Raw genomic sequence first — 14,127 nt, forward strand, 5'->3', positions numbered from 1 at the left:
TGAGTGTGGCGTTTTTTTAGAGGTCGCTCTAGTTGCTCAATCGTGGCGAGTTTACTTTTCTATAGAAATTGATTCTAAAGCACCCCCTAAAACAACAATTTAACTTCTCGTTAATGATCAAAATTTGTTTCTCAAGAATTAATTGTTATGTTATAACGTACCAGTTAAATTCTTGGTGAGTATTATAAAAGGAAAAATACAGTGAATAAAAAATTGGTTTCTCTAGCGATTGGTAGCATTCTTTCTGCCCCTGTTTTTGCTGATACGCTGTCAAACCCACAAATTGGCGTTGTTCTTGATGGTTATTATCAAGATGGTCAACGTAATAACTCGGAGCGTGACGAAGGCTTTGGTCTTGGCCATACAGAGTTGAACATGTCTGCGAATATTGATGACAAGTTCCATGGCTCTTTGACTACAGTTATTGAAACTCACGATGATGAGACTGAATTACTGCTCGAAGAAGCTTTCATTGAAACACTGACGATGCCTTACGGTTTAAGCATTCGAGGTGGTCGTTTCCTATCAGATTTTGGTTACCTGAATAACCAACATATGCATACTGATAGCTTTGTTGAGCGTCCTGCGGCTTACCGCACATTCTTAGGCTCTCATTATTACGATGATGGTGTTCGTGCGAACATCGTTCTTCCTACAGATCTGTATGTGAAGTTTGGTGTTGAAGCGCTAAGTGGTAGCAAGATGTCTTCTGTTGATGATGGCTCTGACGTTGGTGTTTACACTACAACTCTTAAGCTGGGTGACGACTTTTCAGAGTCATCAAGCTGGCAGTTTGGTCTGAGCTACTTACGAAATGAAAACGGTAAAGTTCGTGAGTTTGGAGACCATGATCACGGGCATGACCATGACCACGATCATAGCCACGGCGCAGCGGTAACGGGCTCAAACTTATACGGTGCTGATTTTGTATGGAAGTGGGCTCCAAACGGTAACTACAAATACCAAAACTTCACGCTTGCAGCTGAGTACATGCTGTTGGATGGCATCGTTGATGACAAATACAAAAATGATGCGGAATCACCAGATACGCTAGCAGGCTATTATGTATCGGGTGTTTACCGATTCAGCCCAAGCTGGTCTGCTGGCCTGCGCTATGGTGAAGCGGAAAGCTATGATGGACACGCACATGGTGACCACATGCACTTTACTGCAATGAACGACAAAGAAGCGGATGCAATGATCGCTTGGGACTCATCTCATTTTGGTATAGTTAGAGCGCAATACTCTCGTGTTGAAAACCAAAGTAAAGAGACAGATAACGTATTTACCCTTCAGTATGTGATGACCTTTGGGGCGCACGGTGCTCATGCATTCTAGGAAATCTCTACTTACAATGGCAGCAGGTGTTGCCATTGTATCCTCATCTATAATTGTATCTTCGCCTGCAATGGCGTTGAATATTTTCGTTTGTGAGCCTGAATGGCAAGCACTTGTTCACAGTCACGCTCCTGATGCCAACATCTACTCGGCGACTACGGCTAAACAAGACCCGCACTATGTACAAGCAAGACCGTCACTTATTGCCAAAATGCGTCAAGCAGATATGGCGATGTGTTCTGGCTCTGAATTAGAAGTAGGCTGGTTGCCAATGCTGCAAGTACGCAGTGGTAACCCTGCGGTTCAAGATAGCGCGCCAACCATGTTATACGCGAGCGATATGGTTGGTATGCTTGATACCCATGACCATGTCGATCGAAGCATGGGAGACATCCATGCTCATGGAAATCCACATGTTCAGTTTGCTGCTGAGTATATGATTCCTATCTCCAGAGAAGTCACCAAACGTTTACAACTGGTTGATCCTGACAATGCACATATCTACATGCGAAATGGCATGAAGTTTCGTGCCAACTGGCGTAATAAATTGGCAGAGTGGGAAACCAAAGCTGAGCCGTTACAAGGTAAAAAAGTAGTCGGTTATCATGCCACGTATCGTTACCTTTTTGACTGGCTAGACATGGCACAAATTGCCGACTTAGAGCCCAAGCCAGGTATTTCGCCGACAACAGCGCATTTGCAGACGTTGACGAAACTTGATCCTGCTTCATTTGATGTCATCGTATATTCATCACATCAAGATAAACGTCCTGCCAATTGGCTCAATCAACAAACCGGTAAACCTATGGTTCAGTTACCACTTTCAGTTTCAGAAGGACAGAGCTTAGACGAGATGTACGATCAAGTGATTGATGATCTGTTGGATACATTGGTCGATTTAGAAACACCTAAGAGCTCGTGATGTGGATGGAATATAGCTGGCTGGCACCTGCCGTATTGTGTGGATTAATTGCATTAGTCGGTAACATCGTGCTTGGAGAGCAAGTTCTTAAGCGCCAGATCATCTTTATTGATCTAGCTGTCGCGCAAGTGGCTGCCCTTGGTGCTGCTTTGAGTCAATATTGGTTGAGCCGATATGCACTGTTTAGCGGCTCTTGGTTTGCAGAGATGATTGGCCCGTGGGTCATGTCATTGTTGCTATGCGGATTAATTGCGTTAATGGAAAAGCGTTACAAACAACACTTAGAACCAATGATAGGAAGTTTGTTTGTGGTATCGGCTTCATTAGCGATATTACTGGTAAGCAAAGATCCTCATGGTGCCGATTTTATTCAAGGCATTCTCAACGGGCAGCTGTTGTGGTCTACCTGGGATGACGTTTGGCCATTGGCAATAATCACGGCCGCGATGTTGGTGTTAATTAGCGTAAAGCCTGAATTTATGCAGGGTAGTGGCTTTTATCTTATCTTTGCTATTTTGATGCCGATCACCGTAAAGCTGACTGGTATATATTTGGAGTTTGCGTTACTGGTGATTCCCGCGTTGTGTGCAGCTGCGTATAAAGGTGTTCAGTTCTTTATCGCGAGTATTGGGATTGGCACTGTCGGTATTTTATCGGGCTTAGCGGTGTCGGCTTATTATGACTTACCGAGTGGCGCCAGCATTGTCATTACGTTGTTTCTTGCAGGGGTAATATTTAATACGGTGTCATTATTTCTTCGATACCTGCGAATTAACCGAACTGAACATATATGTCGAACTGACTAGGCTACTCTTCTGATGACTGATGACTGATGACATTGAGCTTGATAGCTCAAGGTATATAGTTTGTAAGCATATCGAAGGTAGAGCGAAAGACCGTGGGCATGAAACCGTTCATTTCTATAGAACAGGTGGTACTGGCATATTATATTTAGATTTAGCTATTGGAGGCTATTTAGGTATAAAATCGCGTCATCATAATTCTAAAGGATGGTGCCATGTACCACGGTCATATCTATTTCCCTCTGCGATTTGCAGAGCAAGCAGAAACACTGCGTCAAAAGATTCTATCTGAGCGTAAAGATGTATTAGAGACTTTCCCATTAATACAGCGCTTGGTTGGCCCGCATAAGATGCCGATGTTTGAGATTCATTTTGCGAATAAAGAATCAGGCATTGTCGAATGGCTTGAGCAAGAGCGTGGTGATATGTCGGTGCTGATTCACCCAGTAACTGGTGGTGAAGAAACGCTGGATCATACAGTGCGTGCGATCTGGCTTGGCCGTGAGCTAGGTGTATTCGAAGAGACACTGAGTAGCTAATTTAATTCGCGCCCGACAGTTTTTAGCTAATCAACGTACTTAGTAAGTATCGCTGCTGTCGGGTGTAGCTCTCAGATTCTTCTCCAAATAAAATATCCTCCTTCAATTATAAATCTTTCCTGCTGATCCTCAATTATGCTCTGCGATTCCTCAGTTAGCTAATACATCAAACACTCGATTTACTGGAGCCATTTCCCTTTGGGTTGCGTGTTATTTCTAATACAGCAATTTGGGACACTTTTTTCTATGTCGGATTGGTAATACTGGCGCCATATTCATTTATGGGCTCAATAATGCTATTCAAATATCCCATCTCTCTGCTAACGATTATTCGGCTTAATCCATTAAAGGTCGCCACGACTTGGTTAATGGTATTGGCTGAAAACGTGATGCTTATTCTGTTGCCATTGTTTATTGGTTACGCCATCGACGGCGTGTTAAACCAAAGTTTCCAGCCTTTAGTGATGCTGGCTGTGATTCTCTTTGTACTGGTCATTCTCAGCGTTGTTCGTCGTTTCTACGATACCCGTGTTTATGGGGCGATTCGTGTAAAACTGGCGAATATCGTGGAGCGAAACCTGCGTGGCTTGTCTGTATCAACCAAAGATGCTCGTCTCACCATGTCGCGTGAGCTGGTTGATTTCTTAGAAGACGATTTACCCGCTTTGATGACGACAGTGGTGCAGCTTGTTGCGACTGTGGTGATTCTCTCCACATTCCATTTCTCATTGGCGCTTTGCATGTTGTTTGCTGGGCTGTCGATGCTTGCGATCTATGGTTTGTTCCACCGAACCTTCACGCGGCTTAATGGCCAATTTAACGATCAAGTCGAACAGCAGGTTCAACTGTTGAGCGGCATTCGCTTATCTGCGCTTCGTTGGCACTTTGAGCGACTTAAACAGTGTGAAATCAAACTCTCAGACACCGAGGCGATTGTCTACGGACTGCTCTTCACCGTTTTGTTTGGTGCCGTAGTCGGCAATTTTTGGATGGTGAGTCAGCTTATCGAGCCGACCGCAGGGCAAGTGTTCTCTATCGTTACTTATTCACTGGAGTTTGTTGAAACTGCAGTGATGCTGCCAATTACGCTTCAAACCCTTTCTCGTCTTACTGAAATCAGTCAGCGACTCAATCATACCTCTGTCCAACAGGCTACCAAGGAGATGCCTTATGAAGTTTAAAAAGCCACTTTCGGTATTAGTCGGTTGTGCGGCTATCTTTGTCGCCTTGGTTGTTGTCGATGAATTGGAACCCGAGGCAGCGGAACCTGTGAAGAAACAAGCAGTACTGGCACCGGTTTCTGTATTGGAGGTCACACCTTCGCAGCACGAATCGACGTTAACGGTACTAGGCTTAACCGCTGCTCGCTGGCCAATTCAACTTAAAGCGTCGAGTAGTGCGCAACTAAAATGGCTGAATGAAAACATCGAACCGGGACAATTAGTGACTAAGGGCGATGTGTTGGCGAGGCTAGACACCAGCGCCGTTGATGCGAACCTGACGCAAGCGTTGAGTGCGTTAAAGCAAGCGGAGCTGGAATTGAAACAGGCTAAGCATGAACAAACCGTCGCGCTCAAGATGCTCAACCCAAAAACAAGTTCGTCCTTTGCGCGCAGGGAACCCCAAGTGCTTGCTGCGAAAGCCAACCTGCAACAAGCACAACATGCTTATATCAGTGCGAAGAAGCTAGTGGAAGAGTCAGTGATCACGGCGCCTTTTGATGCGGTCGTCATGAAACGCCACATTAGCCCAAGAGAGTGGGTAGAGGCGGGGCAAGTGACCTTTGAGTTAGCCGCCAGTGATTCGATTGATATCGAGCTTCCAATATCTGAATTGCATTGGCAACAAGTACAAGCTGCCTTAGTTAAGCCGAGCATTCGTATCGTGAGTCGTTCTGGGAACCAATGGCCGGCGAAGGTGCGCTATGTGTCGCCAGAAGTCGATTCGGTGACTCGCCAAAGACAAGTAGTGCTGTCGGTTGAAAATCCTTACCACGATAAGCCTAGGCTTTTCCCTAATCAGCAGGTTCAAGCTGTGGTGAACCTAGGTCTACAAGATTATGTGGTAAGCATACCTCTGAGTGCGATGACCCGAGACGGGTATGTGTGGACATTGGACACAGAAGATCGCCTACGAAAAGAGTCGGTAACGCTTATTGGGCAAGGCAGTCAGGAGCTTGATATTCGCTTCAATGATCGAAGTGATAAGGCTCGTCGCGTGGTGCAGTATCCACTTTCTTCGATGTTAATCGGTAAACAAGTCGCGCCTAGATTCAATGAAATCCATTCTGGAACCATGCTCGCGGGAAAATCTGATGCCGAACAGATGAAGGAGTCAAATCAATGAGTTGGATGACAAAATGGTTCATTAACAATCCAGTCGCTGCCAATTTGTTGATGATGGCGATTGTTATCAGTGGCGTACTGGCGTTTGGTCAGTTACGTGTCGAGTCGTTTCCACAAATTGCACCCTCATCAATCAGTATTACCGTGGCTTATCCTGGCGGTACTGCACAACAGATTGATGAGAGCGTGACTCAACGAATCGAAGAGTCGATCAGCGGCATTGCGGGCATCAAACAGATCACCAGCCAATCGAGTGCTGGCGTGTCTAGAGTCGTGGTACGTAAAACCAGCAGTACAGATTTAGACAAGCTGTTGGATGACATTCGTAACCAAGTTAACGCCATCAATGGCTTTCCTGTGCAAGCAGAAAGACCGCAAGTGGTGCGCAATGAATTTACCAATTTAGCCGCGTTTGTGGTGGTATCAGGTCCAAGAACCGATGACGAATTACAACCTATTGCCAAGCAACTTGAGCAAGCGTTAAAGAAGAACCCTCAAATTTCGAAGGTATCAAACTGGGGAACTCGAACGCCTCAGTTGGTTATCGAGCCAGCTCCTGACCAACTCAAAGCATTAGGGCTGAGCTTGGAGGAGCTGGCAGGTTTAGTTGAGCAGCGTTCGCTTGAGTCTCGTAGCGGCGAGCTAATAAGTGACAAAGGCCGAATGGTGATTCGTGGTGACGGTTATGCCGATGATTTGCAGAAGCTCAATCAACTTGTCGTTATCTCTGGGAGTAACGGAAAAATACACTTGGGAGACATCGCCAAGCTAACCCGTGGCTACCAATACAGCGGCTCTATCGTGCGTAACAACGGCTCTAACGCCATCGCTTTACTAGTCAGTACTAGCCAAACCGATAATCTACTTAAAGTCAGTGAAGCGATCAGCGAAACATTGGATGCACAACGTGCGATTCTGCCGTCGGATATAGATCTGAATACCATGGCTGATATGGCGCCTTACATTGAAGAACAGCTGTTTCGTTTGAGTGAAAATGCCTGGCAAGGCTTGCTAATTGTACTGATTTTGCTTGGGATATTTCTTGAAATCAGGCTCGCGTTTTGGGTCGCGATGGGGATTCCGATTGCGCTTACAGGAACACTCGCCGCAATGCAGTGGTTTAATTACAGCATCAACGACATCACCTTGTTTGGTTTTATCTTGGTACTCGGCGTGTTGGTGGATGATGCCGTAGTTGTGGGTGAAGCGATACATGAAAAACGGACGGGGCACGGAAGTAGTTCTGGTCATTTAAATAGAAACGGCCCCTCTAATGTAAACGGAAAGACAGCCGCTTGGCAGGGCGTGCATTCCGTGTCAGTGGCAACCGTGTTTGGTGTGCTGACGACCATTGCTGCATTTTCTCCAATGCTATGGATTAACAATGAACTGGCTAAGGTGCTTGCTGGGTTTTCGGCCGTGGTGATCTTCGCTTTGATCTTCTCGCTCATCGAAAGCAAATTTATTCTACCGTCACACTTAGCTCAGCTCTCTGTGAAAAAACCATCTACAAGTATCTTCGCCAAGGTCCAGAATGCCGCTCAAGGTGGATTACAGTGGTTTAATCTCAACATCTATAAGCCGGTATTGGAGTTTGCACTTGGCTACAAAGTGGCGTCTTTGCTTGGGTTTGTGGCGGTCATCTCATTGGCTTATGGCATGTGGTCAAATGGGGCGATTCGAAGTGCGCTGTTCCCTGAAATTCCTGGGCGTTACATTACGGCTGTTATTGAGCTAGAAGATGGTGCGCCGTTACCACTGCAGCGCCAAGCTTTGCTGCAAGTAGAGCAAGCGATGACAGATGTTGAGAAAGGCTTAATGGACGATTACCCATTACAAGAAAAGCCCGTGGTGAACCTACTTGCGTGGTCGGATGGCTACGGCGAAATTGAAGTGACCGCTGAGCTTACCAATGAATCTTTAAGTTTGTTGCCAGGCAATTTATTGCTGAAGCGATGGCGAGAAAGCACTGGGCAAATTGAAGGGGCTTACTCGGCCAAATTCAGCGCAGCAGAAGAACCAGCTGGTGGCACATTCTTAACGATCTCTTCCAACGATCGTGAGTTGGCGTCTCGTTTCAGTGAACAGCTAGCAGATACTCTAGCGTCCTTAAAAGGCGTTTCAGATGTTTACGATGATGGTCAGGATGGTTTACCACAAGTTCGCTTAGTGCTGAATCAATACGGTCAGCAGCTTGGCTTAACTCAAGCCACGCTAGCTCAACTCGCAGGCGAAGCATTCGGCGAAAGGGAAGTTCATCGTCTTTTAGAAAACGGACAAGAGACCAAAGTATTGCTGCAATACCTAAGAGACGAGCGCAGAACCTTAGCTCAGCTACGGCAAGCCATTATCATGTTGCCGAACGGTGGTAGCGTGATGATGGGTGATATTGCTGAGTTCCGTCACGAGCAAGAACCGCAAGTGGTTTATCGTCGAGACCGAGAGCAAGTGATTAACCTCTATTGGAAGCAAAACCGGGACCTGCAATCACCAGAAAAAACACGTGAGCAACTTGAAGAGACGATTGAGTCTCTGCACCTACAATATCCAAGCGTCATCATCAAAGCGGGTGGGGAATTTGAAGAGATAGGGGAAGTGTCGGATGGTTTTAAATCGGCGATGATCCTGACGCTTCTGATGATCTATATCTTGTTGGCCGTACCTTTGAAATCCTACTGGCAGCCGATGATTATTATGGCTGTCATCCCGTTTGGTTTTGCAGGTGCGATTTTTGGTCACTACTTGATGGACTTGCCAATCAGCATTCTTTCGATGTTCGGCATGATGGCCATGACGGGGATCGTGATTAACGATTCGTTGGTGCTGATCACGCGTTTTAATGCTGAATATCGCCAAGGCGTACCACTACAGAAGGCGTTAGTTATTGCAGGCACCAGCCGTTTGAGAGCGATCTTCTTAACCACGATAACCACTGTGTGTGGCTTGTTACCGCTACTAAGCGAAACTGCTGAACAAGCACAATACTTAAAGCCTGCGGCGGTATCCTTGGTGTTTGGTGAGCTGTTCGCCACTGCAGTAACGTTGATTTTGATACCTGTGTTGCTTGGTTTGTTTTGCCGAAAAGCGCCTCAAGTTGAAGATCTAATTGAAAAAGAACCGGTCGAACAAGAACCACAGGTACAGACACAGCTCACTTTGGAGCGCTCATGATTGATTTTATAAAGGACAAAGACGATAGTGAAGCCAAGCGATCGAATTCAATCAAGTCGACAGAGACAAGAGCTTCTATGCCTGAGAACAAAGACCGTATGACGCAACAGAGCAAACCTGACTATCACTCAGTGCCTGGCTTTAAACTGGTGCCTGAGATTACGTTGGTTGAATCTTTACCAGAACACCTTCAAAAACGCTTTAGCCATGCGCTTAACTTAATGCATGAAGAGTGGGGTGAGCGTCGTACTTGGGAAGAGATAGCGACCGAGAGCGCAATTTCTCCATACCATTTTCATCGTCAATTTACTGAGCTGTTTAATGAAACTCCGGGGCAGTATTTGAGTCGCGTTCGATTACAAATTGCAGTGGGCTTACTGATCAATGATGAGCCGTGGAGCGTGATTGAAATAGCTCAGTATTGCGGCTTCTCATCGTCACAGTCGTTAGGTAAGGCGCTTAAGCGTGAGCTAGGGGTTACGGCAAAGCATATTCGAGAAATGGGCTACAACGCGACACCTAAAGAGACGGCTGATTTCATTCAGAGACTGGCGCATCCGGGTGTGCAGTCTTCAATGGAAAAAGAATTGGTTCAGTCGATGCCGACAGAATTGGTTTGGTATCCAGAACGCGGAATGCAGAAGCTCAAGCTAGACGATCCAGACTGGGACACCGCATTTGAGATGTACGGTCAGAAATCAACACAACTCATGGGCACAACACCAATTAAGCAGATGAGAAACAAGTGGGACGACATAGATGCTGAAATCGGTAACTGGCAAGTCGCCAAAGAGCGTTACGATATGATCATTCCAGAAGGTTACTACCTGTGTAGCGATGTTTATCTGGTTTCCGATGTCGCCTATAGCACGGCTTTAGAAGCGTTGTTTAATGCGGTTAAGCAACAAGGCTTACAGTTAGACGTGAATGGCTATTTGGTGGAGATGATTCGCCATATAGATGATGACGATGTAGAAGGAGTCACCTTCTCTTTTCAGTTGCCGGTTTTAACCACGCAAGACAGCGAATAATAAAAAGGCTCCTCAAATGAGGAGCCTTTGTTTACTAATAAGCAGCTTTATAGAAGGAGCTTAACAGAGTAGGGGGATTAAGCCTCTGCCGTTACTTTAGAGCCGCTCATCTTTTTAAGTGCTGCGTAACCAAAGCCTGTTACTGCTGTACCTGCTGCAATCGCTACTAGGTACATAAGAACTGGAGAGATAGCACCAGGAATCAGTAATACGAACAAGCCGCCGTGTGGAGCCATTAGCTGTGCGCCAAACATCATTGATAGAGCACCCGTTAGTGCACCACCTGCCATACATGCTGGGATAACACGCATTGGGTCTTTCGCTGCGAATGGAATCGCACCTTCAGAGATGAAACATAGGCCAAGAACGAATGATGCTTTACCCGCTTCACGCTCACCTGCTTCAAACTTGTCTTTCACTAGGAAAGTTGCAAGGCCCATACCTAGAGCTGGAACCATACCTGCTGCCATGATAGCTGCCATTGGAGCGTAAGTTTGCGAAGCCAGTAGACCAACACCGAATGTGTAAGCGGCTTTGTTTACCGGACCACCAAGGTCGAAACACATCATTGCGCCTAGAATCACACCCAGAAGAATCGCGTTAGACGTACCCATGTTATTTAGGAAGTCTGTCATTGCGCTCATTACGCCAGAAACAGGACCACCAACGATGTACACCATCACAAGGCCAGTGAACAAACTCGCGATAAACGGAATGATCAGGATTGGTTTAAGCGCTTCCATCGATTGTGGAAGTTGAACTTTGTCGGCAATAAACTTCGCAGAGTAACCCGCAATGAAACCAGCCGCGATACCACCTAGGAAGCCTGCACCTGTTGAGCTAGCCAGCATACCGCCGATTAGACCAGGAGCTAGACCCGGACGGTCAGCAATCGAGAATGCAATGAAACCAGCAAGAACAGGAATCATCAGTGCGAATGCAGAACCACCACCGATAGTCATCAGTGCAGCCGCTAATGTGCCTTCTTCTTTAAACGCCTCGATACCGAATACGAAAGAAAGAGCGATGATCAAACCACCCGCAACAACCACTGGAAGCATGTGAGATACACCTGTCATAAGGTGCTTGTACACGCCTTTCTTCTCATCAGCTGGTGCGGCTTGTGAAGAAGAAGCTGTGTGTTGGTATGGCTTAGCTTCAGCGAACGCTTTCTCAACTTCTTGTTGAGTCTTCTTAAGAGCTGGACCAGTTGTTGTTTTGTAGAGAGGCTTACCGTTGAAACGATCAAGTGGAACGTCGATGTCGGCTGCGATGATAACTAGGTCAGCGTCTGCGATTTCTTGATCTGTTAGTTGGTTCTTCGCACCTACAGAGCCGCGGGTTTCCACTTTGATTTGGTGACCTAGGCGTTTGCCTTCTGCTTCAAGCGCTTCTGCTGCCATGAAGGTATGTGCAACACCCGTTGGGCAAGCTGTAATCGCAACGATCTTTTTGCTGCCTGTAGCTGGTGAAGTACCAGTCACTTCAACAGTGCTTTCAACTTGAGATGCGTCTAATACCGTTGCTTCTGCTACCGCTTTCTCTAGAAATGCTTTTGCATCTGCAGTGCACTCAGAGATAGCTGCTTGGTAAACCTTTTTGCCTACGAAACGTGTTTTATCTACGTTTGTGTTAGCTGCAATAACCACAACGTCGCTGCTGTCGATAGCGTCTTGTGATACTGGAGATTCAGGTAGTACGCTTGATTGGCATTCAATAGCGGCGTTCCAGCCCAGTGCTTTTGTTGCTTGCTCTAACAAGCCTGCTGCGATGATGCTGTTTGCTACGCCACTTGGGCAAGCTGTGATAATGGTAATATTCATAATAAACCTTTTGTCCTATTTGCTTGTGTCTAACTGGTTAGTTGGAGCACCAAGCACCTGTAATTGGATATTTTGTAGTACTGAATCCAGCTCTTGTTGGCTGGTTACACCCACACCTACCTGCGAAACGGCTAGAGCAGATAGGGCGGTTGCGAATTTGATAAGTTCTGGTTTTGGCATTTGCTGCATGTGACCCCAACATAGACCAGCAACTAAGGTGTCGCCTGCGCCTACGGTGCTCACTACTTGCATACGCGGTGGTTGAGCATGTAACCATTCACCTTGGTTAAGCCACATCACGCCTTCAGCGCCTAGTGATACAACGATGTTGTCGATGCCTTTTTCGCTTAGGGCTTGGCCTGCATGTTGGCATTGGTCACGTGTTGTCAGTTCTGCATTGAATAGCTGAGATAGCTCTTCATCGTTTGGCTTAATCAACCAAGGCTGTGCATTGATACCGGCTTTAAGTGCATCACGGCTGCTGTCGAAAAGAACCTTTTTGCCTAGGTCACGTAAGCGTTGTACCCAAGAAGCGCAAAGCTCTGGTGATACGCCTTGTGGCAGGCTGCCTGCAATCACGAAATAATCGTGCGTTTCAGCCAGTTCTAGTAGGGTTTCTTCAAACGCTTTAATTGCATCAGCATTAACAGGAACACCAGGGAAGTTGATGTCGCTTACTTGGCCTGAGTTCTCTACCAGTTTCACGTTGATGCGAGTCGCGCCATCAACACGGATGAAGCGGTCAGTTGCGCCCATCTGTTCGAACAGTTGGCAGAAGGCTTCTTCGTTATTGCGACCAAGGAAACCTGTTACGGTCACTTTCGCGCCAAGCTCTGAAAGTACTTTCGCTACGTTTACGCCTTTGCCTGCTGCGTGCAGAGAACCTTGATTCACTAGGCTAACCGAGCCAACATTCAGTGCATCGATAGCACCTGTTAGGTCTAGTGCTGGGTTTAGCGTAACGGTAACGGCTTTGATTTGTTTATCAGACATATCGATTCCTTAACCTTCGCCAAGGCCTGAAGCGATAGCTTTACCGATCGATTCAAGTGCTTGTGCTGCATCATCACCTTCAGCAACAAACTGAAGCTGGTGGCCGTGTTTAACGCCAAGAGCGATGACTTTCATCAAGCTCTTCGCGTTCACTTCTTTTCCGTCGCCATCTAGGTTTGAAACGCGGATAGAAGATTCGAATTTCTTCGCTTCAGCAACCAACATTGCGCCCGGGCGAGCGTGTAGGCCGTGTGCGTTTTTAATTTTGAATACTGCGCAGTTGTCATCGCCTTCAGAAGCTGTAGAAACCGCTTCACCTTTAAGAAGGCCAATCACTTGTGCAACGTCAGCAGTTAACAGTTGTTGCTGTTTACCTTCGAAAACCATTTTGCTTAGGTTCGCTAGAATAGACTGGTGCGCGCTGTTACAAGCCGCGAATGCCACAAGAGCTTTCACTGGTGTGCCTTCGAATTCGCAATCGTTCGCTGTAGAAACGAAAGATACGCCAGTGCGAGTTACGCCTTTATCGCTCCCCAATAACCACAGGCCTTGGCCTAGGTGAGTTGGAGTTTTTGTTACTAGGTCAGCAACGAATGCGTTGTCTGTACAGCCAGTGTTCTTCAGTAGACCGCCCGCAACAGCAGACATTTGAACCATGTCGCTTGCTGGGAACAGTAGTTGAACTAAAGAAGCGTCTAGGTCAGCTTCTAACTGAACTTCGCCATTAAGTAGGGCGATGATTTCGTCTTCTGATTTCGCTTGTTTTAGTTTCTCTTCAACACCGTCCGCCGCTAGAACCTTTGTTAGCTGCTTAAGGATGCCTAAGTGCTCGTCAGATTTCGCTGCAATACCAATTGCTACGTAAACACGATTGCCGTCTGCCCAATCAATACCTTCAGGGAAGTGGTGTACTGCAACGCCTGTCTCTTTTACAAGGCCGCGAGTGTCTGTGGTGCCGTGAGGAATAGCGATGCCGTTACCAAGAAACGTAGAGTTCTGGTTTTCACGGTTCAGCATTCCTTCTACATAACCAGAGTCCACTAAGCCTTTCGCAGTTAGGTCGCCAGCAATGTTCTGGATAGCTTTGAATTTGTCATCGGCCGTTTGACCAAGAGTGATGTCAGATTTTGATAATTTAAGCATGGTGCCTCTTTAGCGTATC

11 protein-coding genes are annotated in these 14,127 nt (G+C 46.6%); 8 read left to right on the forward strand and 3 right to left on the reverse strand.

Features of this window, described 5'->3' with window-relative positions; all coding sequences use genetic code 11:
* Positions 1–201 precede the first annotated feature (201 nt).
* The 8 genes from L1D55_RS20850 to L1D55_RS20885 all read left to right on the forward strand — a co-directional run bounded on the left by L1D55_RS20850 (position 202) and on the right by L1D55_RS20885 (position 10,149).
* Positions 202–1,338, forward strand: a complete 1,137-nt coding sequence (locus tag L1D55_RS20850; RefSeq protein ID WP_239918690.1) for a hypothetical protein — start codon at positions 202–204, stop codon at positions 1,336–1,338.
* Positions 1,339–1,354: 16 nt separating this feature from the next.
* The gene (locus L1D55_RS20855; RefSeq protein WP_239918701.1) at positions 1,355–2,260 is read left to right on the forward strand and encodes a zinc ABC transporter substrate-binding protein; all 906 of its coding nucleotides are present in this window, start codon (positions 1,355–1,357) and stop codon (positions 2,258–2,260) included.
* Complete coding sequence (locus L1D55_RS20860) at positions 2,260–3,066, forward strand: metal ABC transporter permease (RefSeq protein ID WP_146490129.1); 807 nt, start codon at positions 2,260–2,262, stop codon at positions 3,064–3,066. Before L1D55_RS20855 ends, L1D55_RS20860 begins: the two co-directional genes overlap by 1 nt.
* A 212-nt stretch (positions 3,067–3,278) precedes the next feature.
* Positions 3,279–3,602, forward strand: coding sequence for a DOPA 4,5-dioxygenase family protein (locus L1D55_RS20865; RefSeq protein ID WP_052880068.1), 324 nt, complete (start codon positions 3,279–3,281; stop codon positions 3,600–3,602).
* A gap of 293 nt (positions 3,603–3,895) precedes the next feature.
* Positions 3,896–4,783: an ABC transporter six-transmembrane domain-containing protein gene (locus L1D55_RS20870; protein WP_239918691.1), complete on the forward strand. Its 888-nt coding sequence runs from the start codon at positions 3,896–3,898 to the stop codon at positions 4,781–4,783.
* Positions 4,773–5,948: an efflux RND transporter periplasmic adaptor subunit gene (locus tag L1D55_RS20875; RefSeq protein ID WP_239918692.1), complete on the forward strand. Its 1,176-nt coding sequence runs from the start codon at positions 4,773–4,775 to the stop codon at positions 5,946–5,948. The genes L1D55_RS20870 and L1D55_RS20875 overlap by 11 nt, the downstream gene beginning before the upstream one ends.
* Complete coding sequence (locus L1D55_RS20880) at positions 5,945–9,118, forward strand: efflux RND transporter permease subunit (protein ID WP_239918693.1); 3,174 nt, start codon at positions 5,945–5,947, stop codon at positions 9,116–9,118. Before L1D55_RS20875 ends, L1D55_RS20880 begins: the two co-directional genes overlap by 4 nt.
* Positions 9,115–10,149: an AraC family transcriptional regulator gene (locus tag L1D55_RS20885; protein WP_239918694.1), complete on the forward strand. Its 1,035-nt coding sequence runs from the start codon at positions 9,115–9,117 to the stop codon at positions 10,147–10,149. The genes L1D55_RS20880 and L1D55_RS20885 overlap by 4 nt, the downstream gene beginning before the upstream one ends.
* A 77-nt stretch (positions 10,150–10,226) precedes the next feature.
* On the opposite strand, the gene fruA is transcribed toward L1D55_RS20885, so the two are convergent.
* From fruA to fruB, 3 genes are read right to left on the reverse strand one after another with little or no spacing between them, the layout of a single operon-like run.
* The gene (fruA, locus tag L1D55_RS20890) at positions 10,227–11,972 is read right to left on the reverse strand and encodes a PTS fructose transporter subunit IIBC (protein WP_239918695.1); all 1,746 of its coding nucleotides are present in this window, start codon (positions 11,970–11,972) and stop codon (positions 10,227–10,229) included.
* 15 nt (positions 11,973–11,987) lie between these two features.
* Positions 11,988–12,965, reverse strand: a complete 978-nt coding sequence (gene pfkB, locus L1D55_RS20895) for a 1-phosphofructokinase (protein ID WP_128163941.1) — start codon at positions 12,963–12,965, stop codon at positions 11,988–11,990.
* A 9-nt stretch (positions 12,966–12,974) separates the two neighbouring features.
* Positions 12,975–14,108, reverse strand: coding sequence for a fused PTS fructose transporter subunit IIA/HPr protein (gene fruB, locus L1D55_RS20900; protein WP_171369212.1), 1,134 nt, complete (start codon positions 14,106–14,108; stop codon positions 12,975–12,977).
* Positions 14,109–14,127 lie beyond the last annotated feature (19 nt).

It is taken from the genome of Vibrio sp. Isolate22 (assembly GCF_022398115.1).
Taxonomy (GTDB): Bacteria; Pseudomonadota; Gammaproteobacteria; order Enterobacterales; family Vibrionaceae; genus Vibrio.